Source organism: Pseudomonas sp. S3_A03, from assembly GCF_054668275.1.
The window spans coordinates 3322097-3337491 of the sequence record NZ_CP162753.1; the positions used below are offsets into that span (position 1 = coordinate 3322097).

Annotated in this window: 16 protein-coding genes and 1 pseudogene; 5 read left to right on the plus strand and 12 right to left on the minus strand. The window is 61.8% G+C overall.

Annotated features, from left to right (window positions below; all coding sequences use genetic code 11):
• Positions 1 to 16: 16 nt before the first annotated feature.
• From rodA to AB4O25_RS15125, 6 genes and pseudogenes are all read right to left on the minus strand, one after another.
• Positions 17 to 1120: a rod shape-determining protein RodA gene (gene rodA / locus AB4O25_RS15100; RefSeq protein WP_050554003.1), complete on the minus strand. Its 1104-nt coding sequence runs from the start codon at positions 1118 to 1120 to the stop codon at positions 17 to 19.
• A gap of 31 nt (positions 1121 to 1151) precedes the next feature.
• Positions 1152 to 3050: a penicillin-binding protein 2 gene (gene mrdA, locus AB4O25_RS15105; protein WP_017528941.1), complete on the minus strand. Its 1899-nt coding sequence runs from the start codon at positions 3048 to 3050 to the stop codon at positions 1152 to 1154.
• Between the two features lie 15 nt (positions 3051 to 3065).
• Positions 3066 to 3533: a 23S rRNA (pseudouridine(1915)-N(3))-methyltransferase RlmH gene (gene rlmH, locus AB4O25_RS15110; protein ID WP_003176297.1), complete on the minus strand. Its 468-nt coding sequence runs from the start codon at positions 3531 to 3533 to the stop codon at positions 3066 to 3068.
• A 9-nt stretch (positions 3534 to 3542) separates the two neighbouring features.
• Positions 3543 to 4037 carry a ribosome silencing factor gene (gene rsfS / locus AB4O25_RS15115; protein ID WP_003176298.1) on the minus strand — a complete coding sequence of 165 codons (495 nt, stop codon included), beginning with the start codon at positions 4035 to 4037 and terminating at the stop codon, positions 3543 to 3545.
• A 69-nt stretch (positions 4038 to 4106) separates the two neighbouring features.
• Positions 4107 to 4750, minus strand: a pseudogene (nadD, locus tag AB4O25_RS15120) (nicotinate-nucleotide adenylyltransferase).
• Complete coding sequence (locus AB4O25_RS15125; RefSeq protein ID WP_017528943.1) at positions 4750 to 6015, minus strand: glutamate-5-semialdehyde dehydrogenase; 1266 nt, start codon at positions 6013 to 6015, stop codon at positions 4750 to 4752. The pseudogene nadD and the gene AB4O25_RS15125 overlap by 1 nt, the downstream one beginning before the upstream one ends.
• Before the next feature lie 174 nt (positions 6016 to 6189).
• Here AB4O25_RS15125 and AB4O25_RS15130 point away from each other — a divergent pair, with 174 nt between their 5' ends.
• A complete protein-coding gene (locus AB4O25_RS15130; RefSeq protein WP_065876802.1) occupies positions 6190 to 6876 on the plus strand; it encodes a DNA-3-methyladenine glycosylase in 687 nt (228 codons plus the stop codon).
• A 78-nt stretch (positions 6877 to 6954) separates the two neighbouring features.
• Complete coding sequence (locus AB4O25_RS15135; RefSeq protein ID WP_017528945.1) at positions 6955 to 8271, plus strand: bifunctional DedA family/phosphatase PAP2 family protein; 1317 nt, start codon at positions 6955 to 6957, stop codon at positions 8269 to 8271.
• Here AB4O25_RS15135 and AB4O25_RS15140 read toward each other — a convergent pair.
• Genes AB4O25_RS15140 through AB4O25_RS15150 form a run of 3 tightly spaced genes read right to left on the minus strand, consistent with a single transcriptional unit; the run spans position 8268 to position 9946 of the window.
• A complete protein-coding gene (locus AB4O25_RS15140; protein ID WP_017528946.1) occupies positions 8268 to 8858 on the minus strand; it encodes an LON peptidase substrate-binding domain-containing protein in 591 nt (196 codons plus the stop codon). The genes AB4O25_RS15135 and AB4O25_RS15140 overlap by 4 nt on opposite strands.
• Before the next feature lie 21 nt (positions 8859 to 8879).
• Positions 8880 to 9596, minus strand: a complete 717-nt coding sequence (locus AB4O25_RS15145; RefSeq protein ID WP_017528947.1) for an LrgB family protein — start codon at positions 9594 to 9596, stop codon at positions 8880 to 8882.
• Positions 9593 to 9946 (minus strand): CidA/LrgA family protein, encoded by a 354-nt coding sequence (locus AB4O25_RS15150; protein ID WP_017528948.1) that lies wholly within the window; start codon positions 9944 to 9946, stop codon positions 9593 to 9595. The genes AB4O25_RS15145 and AB4O25_RS15150 overlap by 4 nt, the downstream gene beginning before the upstream one ends.
• A gap of 163 nt (positions 9947 to 10109) precedes the next feature.
• Here AB4O25_RS15150 and AB4O25_RS15155 point away from each other — a divergent pair, with 163 nt between their 5' ends.
• The 3 genes from AB4O25_RS15155 to AB4O25_RS15165 all read left to right on the plus strand — a co-directional run bounded on the left by AB4O25_RS15155 (position 10110) and on the right by AB4O25_RS15165 (position 13060).
• Positions 10110 to 10565, plus strand: a complete 456-nt coding sequence (locus AB4O25_RS15155; protein WP_017528949.1) for a MaoC family dehydratase — start codon at positions 10110 to 10112, stop codon at positions 10563 to 10565.
• Positions 10566 to 10670: 105 nt separating this feature from the next.
• Positions 10671 to 12389, plus strand: coding sequence for a C13 family peptidase (locus AB4O25_RS15160; protein ID WP_017528950.1), 1719 nt, complete (start codon positions 10671 to 10673; stop codon positions 12387 to 12389).
• A 29-nt stretch (positions 12390 to 12418) separates the two neighbouring features.
• Complete coding sequence (locus tag AB4O25_RS15165; protein ID WP_017528951.1) at positions 12419 to 13060, plus strand: oxidoreductase; 642 nt, start codon at positions 12419 to 12421, stop codon at positions 13058 to 13060.
• A gap of 81 nt (positions 13061 to 13141) precedes the next feature.
• Here AB4O25_RS15165 and AB4O25_RS15170 read toward each other — a convergent pair whose 3' ends face one another.
• From AB4O25_RS15170 to mpl, 3 genes are read right to left on the minus strand one after another with little or no spacing between them, the layout of a single operon-like run.
• Positions 13142 to 13426, minus strand: a complete 285-nt coding sequence (locus AB4O25_RS15170) for a YceK/YidQ family lipoprotein (protein ID WP_017528952.1) — start codon at positions 13424 to 13426, stop codon at positions 13142 to 13144.
• Positions 13419 to 14048 carry a flavin prenyltransferase UbiX gene (ubiX, locus tag AB4O25_RS15175; protein WP_017528953.1) on the minus strand — a complete coding sequence of 210 codons (630 nt, stop codon included), beginning with the start codon at positions 14046 to 14048 and terminating at the stop codon, positions 13419 to 13421. Before ubiX ends, AB4O25_RS15170 begins: the two co-directional genes overlap by 8 nt.
• A complete protein-coding gene (gene mpl / locus AB4O25_RS15180; RefSeq protein ID WP_068936648.1) occupies positions 14045 to 15394 on the minus strand; it encodes a UDP-N-acetylmuramate:L-alanyl-gamma-D-glutamyl-meso-diaminopimelate ligase in 1350 nt (449 codons plus the stop codon). Before mpl ends, ubiX begins: the two co-directional genes overlap by 4 nt.
• Position 15395: the final 1 nt, after the last annotated feature.

Consider the following 15395-nt stretch of genomic DNA (forward strand, 5'->3'; position numbering starts at 1 on the left):
GACATCTTCACCTTATTCAAACCTGCGCGATCCACTTGCGATGCGTGTGAATCGACATCAAAACCCCAAACGCTGACAGCAATGTCACCAGCGAAGTTCCGCCGTAGCTAATGAACGGCAACGGCACCCCAACCACCGGCAACAGGCCACTGACCATACCGATGTTGACGAAAACGTAAACAAAAAAAGTCATGGTCAGGCTGCCGGCGAGCAATTTGCCGAACAGCGTCTGCGCCTGGGCGGTAATGACCAGGCCCCGCCCGATCAGCAGCAAATAGATCAGCAACAACGCGCAAATGCCCACCAGGCCGAACTCTTCGCCCAGCACCGCAATAATGAAGTCGGTGTGGCTTTCGGGCAAAAAGTCCAAATGGGATTGGGTGCCCAGTAACCAGCCCTTACCAAATACTCCGCCGGAACCAATGGCGGCCTTGGATTGGATAATGTTCCAGCCGGTACCCAGCGGGTCGCTTTCCGGGTCGAGGAAGGTGAGGATCCGCTGCTTCTGGTAGTCGTGCATGAAAAAGAACCACATGGCCACCGCCACAGGTACCGCGGCGGCCAGCACGCTGAGGATCCAGCGCCAGCGCAGCCCACCCATAAACAGTACGAACGCACCACCGGCCAGGATCAGCAGCGAGGTGCCGAGGTCCGGCTGACGCACAATCAGCACAAAGGGAACGCCGATCAGGATCAGGCTGATACCCACGTGCTTGAGCTGCGGCGGTAGTGTGCGCTTGGACAAATACCAGGCAATAGTGGCCGGCATCAGGATCTTCATGAATTCCGACGGCTGGAAGCGAATCACCCCTGGAATGTTGATCCAGCGGGTCGCCCCCATCGCGTTGTGGCCCATGACATCCACCACCACCAGCAGCAACACGCCGGCGACATACCCCAGCGGCACCCAACGCGCCATAAAGCGCGGCTCCAACTGGGCGATGACCACCATCGACAACAGGCCAAGGCCAAACGAGGACGCTTGCTTGATCAGCAGGTCCCAGTTTTTACCACTGGCCGAATACAGCACGAACAGGCTGCCGGCGGCCAGGGTCAGCAGCAGGATCAACAACGGGCCATCAATGTGCATGCGCTGCAGCAACGTCGCGCGGCGACGCATCACGTCTTCGCTGGAGAGGATGCGGTCAAAATTACTCTTCACTGGCCGTAACCTCGGGGGTTGAAGGGGGGCCGCCATATTCGGGCTTGAGCCTGCCGTCGGGGCCCAGCAGCCAGGCGTCCATCACCTGGCGCACCACGGGCGCGGCGACGCCGGAGCCGGACTCGCCGTTTTCCACCATCACCGCCACGACGATTTTAGGGTCGTCCGCCGGGGCAAAGCCGACAAACAACGCGTGGTCGCGGTGGCGTTCCTGGACCTTGGAGCGGTCGTATTTCTCGCCCTGCTTGATCGCAACCACCTGGGCCGTACCACTCTTGCCGGCAATGCGGTATTGCGCGCCGATCGCCGCTTTGCGCGCGGTACCACGGGCACCGTGCATCACTTGCTGCATGCCATGGTTGACCTTGGTCCAGTCGGACGGGTCACGCAGCACGATGTCCGGAATCGGATTGTCATCCACCGGCTTTTCGCCTTCGATGGTCTTGGCCAGGTGCGGTCGATTCCAGATGCCTTTGTTGGCCACCAGCGCGGTCGCCTGGGCCAGTTGCAATGGCGTTGCCTGCATATAGCCCTGGCCAATCCCGAGGATCAGCGTTTCACCAGGGAACCACGCCTGACGTCGGGTGGCACGCTTCCATTCCCGCGATGGCATCAGTCCGGGGGACTCTTCGAACATATCCAGGGAAACTTTCTGACCAAGGCCGAACTTGCCCATGTAGGCAGACAGACGATCGATCCCCAGCTTGTGGGCCAGGTCGTAGAAATAGGTGTCGTTGGACCGCATGATTGCCGTATCCAAATCGACATAGCCGTCACCGGTGCGGTTCCAGTTACGGTATTTGTGATCATAGTTGGGCAGCATGTAATAGCCGGGGTCATAGACCCGGCTCGATGCGGTCACCACACCGGCATCCAGGCCGGCAATCGCCACGGCCGGCTTGATGGTCGAGCCGGGCGGGTAGAGGCCGCGCAGCACGCGGTTGAACAATGGCCGGTCGATGGAATCGCGCAACTCGGCGTACGCCTTGAAGCTGATCCCGGTGACAAACAGGTTGGGGTCGAAACTCGGCTGGCTGACCATGGCCAGCACTTCACCCGTCTTCGGGTCCAGCGCCACCACGGCGCCGCGCCGACCGCCCAGGGCCATCTCGGCCGCTTCCTGCAACTTGATGTCCAGGCTCAGCACAATGTCTTTGCCGGGCACCGGATCGGTGCGCTTGAGCACGCGCAATACGCGGCCGCGGGCGTTGGTCTCGACTTCTTCGTAACCCACCTGGCCGTGCAGCTCGGGCTCGTAGAAACGCTCGATGCCGGTCTTGCCGATATGATGGGTGCCGCTGTAATTGACGGGGTCGAGGCTTTTGAGCTCTTTTTCGTTGATACGCCCCATATAGCCGACCGAGTGGGCAAAATGCGGCCCTTGCGGGTAGTGGCGCACCAACTGCGCCACCACTTCCACACCCGGCAGGCGGAACTGGTTGACCGCGATACGTGCGATCTGCTCTTCGGTCAGCTCGAACAGGATCGGCACCGGCTCGAATGGCCGTCGCCCCTGCTTCATGCGTTTTTCGAAGACCACTCGATCTTCCGGGGTCAACTGCAGCACCTCGACAATCACATCGAGTACCTGCTGCCAATCGCCGGAGCGTTCGCGGGTCATGCTCAGGCTGAAACTGGGCCGGTTATCCGCGACCACCACGCCGTTGCGGTCGAAGATCAACCCACGGGTCGGTGGAATCGGTTGCACATGCACCCGATTGTTTTCCGACAGCGTGGAGTGATAGTCGTACTGGACCACTTGCAGGAAATACAGGCGGGCGATCAGCACCCCAATCAACGCCACCACCATGATCGCGCCAAACACCACGCGCGCACGTACAAGACGTGCGTCTTTCTCATGGTCCTTGATGCGGATCGGCTGGGTCATCGGGAGGGGCGCAGATTATTTGTGGTAAGGGTGCCCGGACAGAACTGTCCAGGCGCGATACAGCTGTTCACCGATCAGAATCCTTACCAACGGGTGCGGCAGCGTCAGCGCCGAGAGCGACCAGCGCTGATCCGCCCGCGCGCACACTTCCGGCGCCAGCCCCTCGGGGCCACCGACCATGAAGTTGACCGTGCGCGAATCCAGGCGCCAGCGATCCAGTTCCACCGCCAGTTGCTCGGTGCTCCAGGGCTTGCCGTGCACTTCGAGGGTGACGATGCGCTCGTTGGGGCCGACCTTGGCCAGCATGGCTTCGCCTTCCTGGCGGATAAAACGCGCCACGTCGGCATTCTTGCCCCGGGTATTGAGCGGTATTTCCACCAGCTCAAGCGACAGCTCGGCGGGCAGACGCTTGGCATACTCGTGCCAGCCTTCTTCCACCCACTTGGGCATGCGTGAACCGACAGCGATCAGACGCAGGCGCACAGCCGTTCCTTATTCCTGGTCTTTGTTGAGCTTGTCGAAGTGTGCGTGGCCCACTTCCGGGCTGTGGTGCTTGCCATCGGCGGCACGGCTCTGCTCGGCGCCTTTCCACAGACGCTCCAGGTCGTAGAACTGGCGGGCGTTGGAGGTCATCATGTGAACGATCACGTCGTCCATGTCCAGCAACACCCAGTCGCTGTCGCCCTTGCCTTCTTCACCCAGTGGCTTGACGCCCTGGGCTTTGACGGCTTCGCGCACCTTGTCCAGCATCGCGCCGATCTGGCGGTTGGAGGTACCGGTGGCGATGATCATGAAATCGGTGATGCTCTGCTTGTCGCGTACGTCCAGGACCTGGATGTCCTGGGCCTTCACGTCTTCCAGGGCGGCAACGGCGACTTTCACCAGCTCTTCGCCAGCCAGTTCCGGGCCAACATGGGCTTCGACCGGCAGCGGGGCGCTTTTGAAGGTGCCTTTGCGCTTAACTTTGCTTACGTCTTTGTTCGTCATATAAAACTCGTTTTGCTCGTATGTTCGGGCGCTCGCTGCACGACTGTTCGTGCGTTCAAGCGCGCCTTTTCAGTTCGACGCACGGTAAAGCCCGTGCGCATCGATGTAGGCCAGGACCGCGTCAGGCACCAGGAAACGTACCGACTTCCCGCTGGCCAGCAGTTGACGGATCTGGGTGGCAGACACCGCAAGCGGGGTTTGCCAGACGAATGCAATATTCCCGTTCGGCCCGGTCAGGGCCGAGGGTCACTTACCGACCGCGCGGCCAGCAGGTTGCGCAAGGCATCCGGCGGTTCGCTGTCGGCATCCGGGCGTTGCAGCACCAGGATGTGGCAATGCTGGAGGAGTTCCTCCCAGCGATGCCAAGAGGGCAGGCCGCAAAATGCGTCCCAGCCCAAAAGCAGAAACAGCTGGTCATCCGCGGCCAACTCGGCGCGCATCAGTTCCAGGGTGTCGACAGTGTAGGACGGTTTATCGCGCTTGAGTTCACGATCGTCCACCACCAGCGGCGGTATGCCCTCTACGGCCAGGCGTACCATTTGCAAACGTTGTTGCGGTGACACTTGCGGCGTGTCGCGATGCGGCGGCCGGAAATTGGGGGTCAGGCGCAGCTCATCCAGCGCCAGGGCATCCGCGACTTCCAGGGCACTGCGCAAATGGCCGATGTGCACGGGGTCGAAAGTACCGCCGAGCAGCCCGATGCGTTTAGCCATCAAGTGCGCACATGACCGTCGCCAAACACCACGTACTTCTCGCTGGTCAGGCCTTCGAGGCCAACCGGGCCACGGGCGTGGAGCTTGTCGGTGGAAATACCGATCTCCGCCCCCAGGCCATACTCGAAGCCATCGGCAAAACGCGTCGAGGCGTTGACCATCACCGAAGCGGAATCCACTTCGTTGAGGAAACGTCGCGCATCGCTGAAATGCTCGGAAACAATGGCGTCGGTGTGCTTGGAACCGTACTTATTGATGTGTTCGATGGCTTGGTCCAGGTCGTCAACGATGCGGATCGACAGGATCGGCGCCGTGTATTCGGTGTACCAGTCCTGCTCGGTCGCCTCGATCACGTCCGCGCCCAACAGCGCACGGGTGCGCTCGCAGCCTCGCAACTCGACACCCTTATCGCGGTAGATGGCAGCCAGCGGCGGCAGCACGCGCTCGGCAATGCCGGCATGCACCAGCAGGGTTTCCATGGTGTTGCACGGCGCGTAGCGATGGGTCTTGGCGTTGTCGGCGATACGGATCGCCTTGTCGAGGTCGGCGGCGATGTCGATGAACACGTGGCATACACCGTCCAGGTGCTTGATGACAGGCACCTTGGCATCACGGCTGACACGCTCGATCAGGCTCTTGCCACCGCGCGGCACGATCACATCGACGTACTCCGGCATGGTGATCAGCGCCCCCACGGCGGCGCGGTCGGTGGTCTCGACCACTTGCACCACTTCGGCCGGCAACTCGGCCACGGCCAGGCCCTGCTGGATGCAGGCGGCAATGGCACGGTTGGAATTGATCGCCTCGGAGCCGCCACGCAGGATGGTGGCGTTGCCGGACTTGAGGCACAGGCTCGCGGCGTCGATGGTCACGTTCGGACGCGACTCATAGATGATACCGATCACGCCCAGGGGCACGCGCATCTTGCCGACCTGGATGCCGGACGGCAGGTAGCGCATATCGCGGATTTCACCGATGGGGTCAGGCAGCTTGGCCACCTGACGCAGGCCTTCGATCATGTCGTCGATACGTGCCGGCGTCAGTGCCAGGCGGTCCAGCAGGGCCGGCTCCAAGCCATTGGCGCGGCCGTTGGCCAGGTCCAGCTCGTTGGCGGCGGCGAGCTCGGAGCGCGAAGCATCCAGAGCATCGGCGGCCGCCAGCAAGGCGCGGTTCTTCTGCGCCGTGCTCGCACGGGCGATCAACCGCGAGGCCTGCCGGGCAGCGCGACCCAGGCGGGTCATGTAGTCAAGAACGGACTCAGTCATGGTCAGGGAGTCTTGGCAAAGAGGAAAGCGGCAGATTATAGCCGTGACGCCGCTCGACTGACAGCGGTGAGGGGCGGATGGTCGAAATGAACTGTAAAAACTTGGGGTTCAGCGGTAATTAAGGTGGGAGTTGTTATGATTCCGTCACATTTAGCCGTATTTCTCCTGACCACCATGCCCAGCCCATTGCCCAAACGCCCCGCCAGCGCCCTGCCCGACAGCTTCTTCGACCGTGACGCGCAGATACTCGCGTGCCAATTGCTCGGAAAAGTCATACGCCATCGCGTCGGCGAAATCTGGCTTTCGGCGCGAATTATTGAAACCGAAGCCTATTACCTGGCCGAAAAAGGCAGCCACGCCTCACTCGGCTACACAGAAAAGCGTAAGGCTTTGTTTCTGGATGGTGGCCATATCTACATGTACTACGCCCGTGGCGGCGACTCCCTGAACTTCAGTGCCCATGGCCCGGGCAATGCGGTGCTGATCAAATCGGCCTACCCGTGGGTCGATAATGTCTCCGGCCCCGCCAGCCTCGCGCAGATGCTGCTGAACAACCCAAACGCCGACGGCAGCCCGCGCACCTCGCAAAAGCTATGCGCGGGGCAGACGCTGCTATGCAAGGCATTGGGGCTGAAAGTGCCCATGTGGGATGCCAAGCGGTTCGACCAGGAGCTGCTGTATGTAGAAGATGTGGGCCAGGTGCCCACGCAGATTATCCAGACCACGCGGCTGGGTATTCCCAGCGGGCGTGACGCGCATTTGATGTACCGCTTCGTCGATGCTGGCTATGCGCCTTACTGCACACGGAACCCGCTGCGTCGGGGCCAGGTCGAAGGCCGCGACTATTTTTTGATTGGATGAATTGAACACAGCTGTTCGTGCTGCACATGGATACCCGCAGCGCTGAAGAGCCTGTATCGCATTGATGGAGTGGATCGTATGAGCCAATGGCTCGATAGCATTACCGGCTGGCTGACCCTGAACCCCCAATGGCTGGCCATGGCGGTGTTTGTCGTCGCGTGCGTGGAGTGCCTGGCCATTGCCGGCTTGATCGTGCCCGGCACGGTGTTGTTGTTCGCTATCGCCGCGCTGGCCGGCAGCGGTGCGCTGTCGTTGAGTGAAACCTTGCTGATGGGCTTTCTGGGAGGCTTATTGGGCGACGGGGTTTCCTACTTTTTAGGGCGCCATTTCCATCAGAACATCCGCCGCCTGCCCGGCCTGCGCCACCATCCGGAATGGATGAACGGCGCCGAAACCTACTTCCACAAGTACGGCATTGCCAGCCTGCTGGTCGGACGTTTCATTGGCCCATTGCGCCCCATGCTGCCGATGGTAGCGGGTATGTGCGATATGCCATTCCCGCGCTTTGCCCTGGTCAGCATGCTCGCCGCAGCCGGTTGGACGGTGGCGTATCTGCTGCCCGGCTGGGCCACCGGCGCCGCGTTCCGCTTGCCGTTGCCTGAAGGTTTCTGGCCTGAAGCGGGCGTGGTCACGGCGTGTCTGGCATTGCTGCTGGGCCTGAGCCTCAACAGCAGCCTGCGCCAACATCGACGCGCTACCTTATGGGTCGGTTGCGCCAGCCTGGTTCTGTTGATTGCGCTGTTTATCGGCTACCCGCACCTGAACGACTTCGACCAGGGCCTGAGTGCGCTGGTGCAAGAACATCGCAGCCCTTGGCTGGATGAAACCATGGTGAGGGTGACGCAGCTGGGCGAGTTCAAGAAGATGTTTATCGCCAGCGCCGTGTTCACCGGCCTGCTGTTGCTGGCTCGGCAGTGGCGTCACGCGATCTTTGTCGGCGCAGCATTGGCGGGTACGGCGGTCATCAACACCGGCACCAAGCTGTTTTTCGCGCGTGGCCGCCCCGAAATCCTGACCGACCCACTGACCAGTTTCAGCATGCCAAGCGGCCATGCATCCGGCGCCTTCGCGTTTTTCCTGGCGCTGGCGGTGTTGGCGGGTCGCGGCCAACCGATACGGCTGCGCCTGACCTGGATACTGCTGGGCTGCATTCCCGCCGCGTTTATCGCCTTGTCCCGCGTGTACCTGGGCGTGCACTGGCCCAGCGACATCCTCGCCGGCACGTTGCTGGCGATGACCGTGTGTGCGCTCAGCCTGACCGCTATCCAGTACCGCAGCCCGTTGCCGGCAATGCGCAAGAAAACCTGGTGGCTGCTGTTGCCGGCGATTGTGGCGGTGTTCAGTTTTATCGCACTCACCGGCACTTCCCACGCACTGTTGCGTTATGCCTACTAAGTGAAGAGTTCACCCTGCAACTCGTCGAGCAGCATCTGGATCGCGTCCAGGCGCTGCTGCGGGTCATCGAGTTGCAACAGGTCGATCTTGTCGGCTTCGGTGAAGGGCAAGAGGTAAGCCAACTGATTGCCCAAGGCTTGCTGGCCTTCGGCACTGGCGTCCATGTCCAACGATGCGACCATCGGGTGCTCCGCCAGTGCTTCAAGCAAGGCCAGCAAATCAGCATCTTCTTCGTGCAGTGGCTGGTCCGGCACCTCTTTAAGCCATTGCACGTCGGCCACCAGCAGTTGGTCCTTCTGCACCCCGGCCTCCCGCACCCGGAAACGGCGGCCGCCTTCGACGCGAATGCCGAGCAGGCCGTTGTCCTGCTGCTTGAAGTCGCGAATCAGCGCTTCGCAGCCAATCAATGCATAGCCATCCGCCGCCATGCCGACCTCCTTGCCGCCAAGGATGCAGACCACGCCGAAGCTTTCGCCCTTTTTCATGCAGCGGCTGATCATATCCAGATAGCGCGCCTCAAATATTTGCAGGTCGAGGGTGCAACCGGGGAACAACACGGTATTGAGCGGGAACAGCGCCAGACTCATAAAGGCTTCCTTAAACCTGGTTTAAACAATTACCGACACGGCCAGCGGTAGGAAGACCGCCGTAGCCACGCCCATCAGACTCATGGCCAGCGCCGCAAAGGCACCGCACTCTTCGCTTTCCTGCAGGGCCACCGAGGTGCCGACCGCGTGGGCGGTCATGCCCAGGGCCATGCCACGCGCCTCGGGGCCGTGTACGCGCAGAAGCGTCAGCAGCGCCGGGCCGACCATCGCGCCCACCACACCGGTTATCAGTACGAACACGGCCGCCAGGGCCGCCACGCCGCCAATCTGCTCGGCCACCAACATGGCAATCGGCGAGGTCACCGACTTGGGCGCCATGGTCATCAACATCATGTGTTCGGCGCCAAACCACCAGCCGAGCAGCACACACAGGCCGGTGGCCAGCACCCCGCCTATTACCAGCGTAGTAAAAATCGGCCAGAACAATTGGCGAATCCGTCGCAGGTTCAGATAAAGCGGCACGGCCAGGGCCACTGTCGCAGGGCCGAGCAGAACCCCCAGGATCTCGGTGCTCTTGCGGTACTCGGCGTAACTCAAGCCGCAAGTGAGCAACACCCCGATCACCAAAAGCATAGAGACCAGCACCGGTTGCAGGAAGATCCAGCGGGTTTTCTCAAAGCCCGCCAGCACCAGCTGATAGGCGCCGAGGGTGATGCCGATGCCGAACAGCGGGTGATGGATCACCGCCGTCCACGCGCCGTGCCAGTCGAACATCATTGGTCCTTCTCCTTGCGCTTGACCATCTGCTGCATCAGCACACCGACAAAGGCCATGGCCACCACCAGCGACAACACCAACGCGCCGACGATGGCCCAGAAGTCGGCGGCGATATCCTTGGCGTACACCATCACCCCCACCGCCGGCGGCACCAGCAGCAACGGTAGGTAACGCAGCAGGCTGCTGGCCGCCAGGCTCAGGGGCTCGCCGACTTCGCCACGCCACACCAGATAACCCAGCATCAGCAGCAGGCCGATGATCGGCCCCGGCAGCACCGGCAGCAATAAATGATTGATGGCCGTGCCGATCAATTGAAACAACACCAGCCATGTCAGCCCGCGTAACAGCATCCGCTCTCTCCCCTCAAGACCCGCCCGCATTATAAGCACGCCCGCGCTATGCATCGGCATTCGCCAAAAGCATGGTGGGTTGACCGGGCCGGGTGCCCATGATGATCTACATTGGTTCTCTGTAACCCCTAAAAACAGCATCGATGGACCAAGGAGAGACGCAATGCCCTATGTACCCGTAGCGCAGCTCAACGATTATGTCGGCAAGGAACTGGGACGTTCCGAATGGCTCACCATCGACCAGGCCCGTATCAACCTGTTCGCAGAGGCCACCGGCGATCATCAGTTCATCCACGTCGACCCGGTCAAGGCCGCGCAAACCCCGTTCGGCAGCACCATCGCCCACGGTTTCCTGTCGCTGTCGCTGATGCCCATGTTGATGGAAGACATTCTGATCATGCCCGAAGGCCTGAAGATGGCGATCAACTACGGCCTGGACAGCGTGCGCTTTATCCAGCCGGTGAAGGTCGACTCCAAGGTGCGCCTTAACGTGACCCTGACAAGCGTCACCGAGAAAAAACCTGGCCAGTGGCTGTTCAAGGCCACCGCCACCCTTGAGATCGAGGGCCAGGAAAAACCGGCTTACATCGCCGAGTCGCTGTCACTCTGCTTCGTATAAGGTTTTCCCTGTGGTGAGGCACTGAAACTCACCACAGGGTATGTAAATTTATGTATGAAACCTGCAGCTGCGGCATACTCGGCGCTCAATTATCCGGATCCCGCTATGCGCCCACTCGCCCCCCTCGCCCTTGCCCTGTTGCTCACCGCTTGCGGAGACGGCGAATCGCTGTTGCCGCCCGATGCGCGCCTGCCCGATGGCGGCCGTTACCGGGGCGATGTGGTCAATGGTTTGCTGCAAGGCCAGGGCCGCGTCGACTACCCCAATGGCAGTTGGTACGCCGGTGAGTTCGATAAGGGCCAGTGGCACGGCCAGGGCGAATGGCATGGCAGCAACGGCGAAGTCTATAAAGGCCAGTTCAAGCAGGGCCTGTTCGACGGCCAGGGCAGCCTGACCACGGCGGGCAGCCACTATGTCGGCGGTTTCAGCAACGGCCGGCGCAACGGCGAAGGCACCCTCAAAGAGGGGCAGATGACGTATCGCGGCGAATTCAAGGACGACCAGTATTCCGGCCTCGGCCGCCTGGAGCTGGCCGACGGCAGCCAATACCAGGGCCAGTTCGCCCACGGCAAGCCGAACGGCGAAGGCCAGCGCAACGACGACAGCGGCAACCAGTTCAGCGGCCATTTCGTCGATGGCCAGTTGGAGGGTAACGGCACCTTCAACAGCGCTGACGGCGACATCTATGTCGGCCAGTTCAAACAGAACCAACTCAACGGCAAGGGCCGTTATGAAAACGCCGACGGCGACGTGTGGATCGGCCAGTTCAAGGAGGGCGCGCTCAGCGGCAAGGGCGAGTTGATCGGGGTGGATGGCAGCCACTACGTCGGCCAGTTCAGCGACTGGCGCTTCACCGGCGAAGGCCGCCTGAACCTCACGGACGGCAGCTTCTACATCGGTGGCTTCGACAGCGACAACTATCAAGGCCGGGGCACCCTGGTACTCACCGACGGCACCGTACAGGCCGGCACATGGGTCAACGGCATGCGCGTGCGTGACGCCGACGGCAAGCTGCTGCCCGACCCTCTGGAAATCGGCGTATTGGCCCAGGGTCGCCTGCTCGATGCGGCACTCGCCGCCGTGCCCACCTCCACGCCGGCCGTCGAGCTGTATACCCTGGCGCTGGCCGGCGATGGCAAGCAAAGCGTGTTCCTGCGCGAAGCCGACTACGTCAGCAACATGCTCGCCTCACGCTTCGGCGCGCGCGGGCAGATCCGCCTGGTCAACCACCGCGACCATATCGCCGATCGCCCGCTGGCCACCCGTGAAAGCCTGCGCCGTGCCGTGCAAACCCTGGCCGAACGCACCGGGCCGGAAGACCTGGTGTTTATTTACCTGACCAGCCACGGCACCCACGAACACGAACTGGTCCTGGACCAACCGCGCATGGAACTCGCCGACCTGCCCGCCGACGAGCTGGCGGCCGTACTCGCCCCGCTGAAGAACCGCGACAAAATCGTGGTAATTTCCGCCTGCTACTCCGGAGGGTTTATCCCCGCGCTCAAAGACGATCGCACGCTGATCATGACCGCCTCGCGAGCCGACCGCGTGTCCTTCGGCTGCTCCGAAGAGGCTGACTTCACCTACTTCGGCGACGCCCTCTTCGCCCAAGCCTTCAACCAGACCGACGACCTGCAGCAAGCCTTCAAGCTGGCGCAACTGCACGTGACCGAGCGCGAACAGGCAGACAACTTCGAGCCCTCCGAACCGCAGATGTGGGCGCCTAAAGGGGTGATCGCTCACTGGCAACTATTACGCAAGCAGCAGGCACGAAAGGCGCTCGAAAGCGTCTCAATGAATAGCAAGGAAGCCAAAGGCAACTAAGCTGTAACGTGTAACAAGGGGGAAACACTATGTACCTGACACCTCAGCATATTTTGCTCGCTGGCGCCTCTGGCCTTACCGGCGAACACCTGCTCGATCGCCTGCTCAACGAACCCACCGTCACCCGCGTACTCGCGCCCAGCCGCAAGCCCTTGGCCGAACACCCGCACCTGGAAAACCCGGTGGGTGACCCGGCGGTATTGCTGGCGCAACTGAGCGGTCGCGTGGATATTGCTTTCTGCTGCCTGGGCACCACCATCAAGAAGGCCGGTTCCGAGGCGGCGTTCCGGGCTGTCGACCTGGACATGGTCGTGACCTTCGCCAAGCGCGCACGGGAAATGGGCGCGCGGCATCTGATCGTGATCAGTGCGATTGGCGCCGATCCGCAATCCTCGGTGTTCTACAACCGGGTCAAAGGCGAAATGGAGCAGGCGCTGAAGGCGCAGGATTGGCCGCAACTGACCATCGTGCGCCCGTCTCTATTACTGGGGGAACGGTTGGAACCCCGCCTGGCCGAGCAACTGGCCGGCCCGTTGTCGCGCTTGATTCCGGGCAAGTACCACGGCATCGAAGTGTGCGAACTGGCCCGCGCCATGTGGCGCCTGGCACTGGAAGAGCAGGATGGGGTGCGGATCGTCGAGTCGGATGAGCTGCGCAAACTCGGTAAGTAATGCGATCTAAAGACCTGCACCTATCCAACTGTGGGAGCAAGCCCCTCCCACATGAGTGATGTGGTGCCTTTAAAACCCAGGCTAGAGTCCGCCGGTTGCGTTGAATCCAACTCCCAGCACCGTCAACACCGACAACGGCAACAGCAGCGTATCGAGCAACGCACTGGCCGGCAAGTCGACGCCGGGGTAGCTCGGCGCCTCGGCGCCAAACCGGTCCTTGGCGCAGCAGCCACCATTTATCGCATACACGTCCAGCCGCGTGCCGGCATATACCACCGGCGCGCCCGGTTGCGCCGCGTCCAGCGTGCGCGCGGTGGCGCAGCCGCTCAGGTGCAGCGCCAACACCAGCAGCAGCGCCTTATTCATCGCTGCTCAGATGGTGCTCGCCCCAACGCGGCAGCATGTCCTGGGGGATGCTCAGCAGGTTGAGAATGCGAGCCACCACAAAATCCACCAGGTCATCGATGGTTTGCGGCTGGTGATAAAAGCCTGGCGATGCCGGCAAGATGGTCACGCCCATATTCGACAGCTTGAGCATGTGCTCCAGATGAATACTCGAATATGGCGCCTCGCGCGGTACCAGGATCAACTGGCGACGCTCCTTCAACGTCACGTCCGCCGCGCGCTCGATCAAATTATTGCAGGCCCCCGTGGCAATCGCCGACAAGGTGCCGGTAGAGCACGGCACCACCACCATCGCGGCCGGCGCACCGGAGCCCGAAGCCACCGGCGACATCCAGTCCTCTTTGCCATACACCTTGATCTGCCCCGCCGCCGCACCGGTGTATTCGGTGAGGAAGGCTTGCATCATCTGCACCTTGGGCGGCAGCTGCACCTCCGTCTCGGTAGCCAGCACCAATTGCGCCGCTTTGGAGATCAGGAAATGCACCTCACGGTCTTCACGCACCAAACAATCGAGCAGGCGCAGACCGTAAGGCGCGCCCGAGGCGCCGGTCATCGCCAGGGTAACGCGTTCCGGCCCGCTCACTTGAGCGCCTCGGCCAGCTTGCCGTGCAGGCCGCCGAAGCCGCCGTTGCTCATGATCACCACCTGGGTGCCGGGCTTGGCGTGGTGCTTGACGTCTTCGATGATGGCGTCGAGGGAATCACACACCTTCGATGGCACGGTGCACAGCGCGGCAATGGCCGGCAGGTCCCAGCCGAGGTTGGCCGGGGCGTACCACACCACCCGATCGGCGTCATTGACGCTTTGCGGCAACCCATCGCGGTGCGCGCCGAGCTTCATGGAGTTGGAGCGCGGCTCGACAATCGCGATCACTTGGGCATCCCCGACGCGCTTGCGCAGGCCATCAAGGGTGGTGGCGATCGCCGTGGGGTGGTGGGCAAAGTCGTCGTAGAGGGTAATCCCATTCACATCGGCGACTTTTTCCATGCGCCGCTTCACGCTTTTGAACGCGCTCAAGGCCGCGATGCCCATGGACGGCAGCACACCCACATGGCGCGCGGCAGCCAAGGTGACCAAGGCATTGGCAACGTTGTGCTGACCGGTCATGTCCCACTCGACGACGCCCTGGGCCTGGCCTTCGAACAGCACTTCAAAGCGCGAGCCGTCGTCGCTGAGCAACTTGACCTGCCACTGCCCGCCGACGCCGGTGGTTTGCACCGGGGTCCAGCAGCCCATGTCAATGACACGCTGCAAGGCCGGCTCGGTCGTGGGGTGAATCACCAGGCCTTCGCTGGGAATGGTGCGCACCAAATGGTGAAACTGCCGCTCGATGGCCGGTAGATCGGGGAAAATGTCGGCGTGATCGAACTCCAGGTTATTGAGGATCGCGGTGCGCGGACGGTAATGAACGAATTTGGAACGCTTGTCGAAGAAGGCGCTGTCATATTCATCCGCCTCAATCACGAAGAACGGCGTATCGCCCAGGCGCGCCGACACCGAGAAATTCTGCGGTACGCCGCCGATCAGGAAACCCGGGCTCATGCCCGCGTGTTCCAGCACCCAGGCCAGCATGCTGCTGGTGGTGGTCTTGCCATGCGTGCCGGCCACAGCCAGCACCCAGCGGCCTTGCAGCACATGATCGGCCAGCCATTGCGGGCCGGACACATAAGGCAAACCTTTGTTAAGCACGTATTCAACAGCAGGGTTACCACGGGACATGGCATTGCCGATGACCACCAGGTCAGGGACCGGGTCGAATTGCGCCGGGTCGTAACCCTGGGTCAACTCAATCCCCTGGGCCTCCAGTTGCGTGCTCATGGGCGGGTAAACATTGGCATCGGAGCCGGTCACGTGATGGCCGAGTTCCTTGGCCAGAACGGCCATCGAGCCCATGAATGTGCCGCAGATACCGAGAATATGAATGTGCATG

Excerpts from the sequence above, each read along its gene's own strand:
- AB4O25_RS15145 (WP_017528947.1), bottom strand. The coding sequence starts at position 9,596 with ATGATGTTCGACTGGCACGGCGCGTGGACGGCGGTGATCCATCACCCG.
- AB4O25_RS15150 (WP_017528948.1), bottom strand. The coding sequence starts at position 9,946 with ATGCTGTTACGCGGGCTGACATGGCTGGTGTTGTTTCAATTGATCGGC.
- AB4O25_RS15135 (WP_017528945.1), top strand. The coding sequence starts at position 6,955 with ATGAGCCAATGGCTCGATAGCATTACCGGCTGGCTGACCCTGAACCCC.
- mpl (WP_068936648.1), bottom strand. The coding sequence starts at position 15,394 with ATGCACATTCATATTCTCGGTATCTGCGGCACATTCATGGGCTCGATG.
- AB4O25_RS15160 (WP_017528950.1), top strand. The coding sequence starts at position 10,671 with ATGCGCCCACTCGCCCCCCTCGCCCTTGCCCTGTTGCTCACCGCTTGC.
- AB4O25_RS15140 (WP_017528946.1), bottom strand. The coding sequence starts at position 8,858 with ATGAGTCTGGCGCTGTTCCCGCTCAATACCGTGTTGTTCCCCGGTTGC.
- AB4O25_RS15130 (WP_065876802.1), top strand. The coding sequence starts at position 6,190 with ATGCCCAGCCCATTGCCCAAACGCCCCGCCAGCGCCCTGCCCGACAGC.
- AB4O25_RS15170 (WP_017528952.1), bottom strand. The coding sequence starts at position 13,426 with ATGAATAAGGCGCTGCTGCTGGTGTTGGCGCTGCACCTGAGCGGCTGC.
- AB4O25_RS15125 (WP_017528943.1), bottom strand. The coding sequence starts at position 6,015 with ATGACTGAGTCCGTTCTTGACTACATGACCCGCCTGGGTCGCGCTGCC.
- AB4O25_RS15155 (WP_017528949.1), top strand. The coding sequence starts at position 10,110 with ATGCCCTATGTACCCGTAGCGCAGCTCAACGATTATGTCGGCAAGGAA.
- mrdA (WP_017528941.1), bottom strand. The coding sequence starts at position 3,050 with ATGACCCAGCCGATCCGCATCAAGGACCATGAGAAAGACGCACGTCTT.
- rodA (WP_050554003.1), bottom strand. The coding sequence starts at position 1,120 with ATGCGTCGCCGCGCGACGTTGCTGCAGCGCATGCACATTGATGGCCCG.
- AB4O25_RS15165 (WP_017528951.1), top strand. The coding sequence starts at position 12,419 with ATGTACCTGACACCTCAGCATATTTTGCTCGCTGGCGCCTCTGGCCTT.
- rsfS (WP_003176298.1), bottom strand. The coding sequence starts at position 4,037 with ATGACGAACAAAGACGTAAGCAAAGTTAAGCGCAAAGGCACCTTCAAA.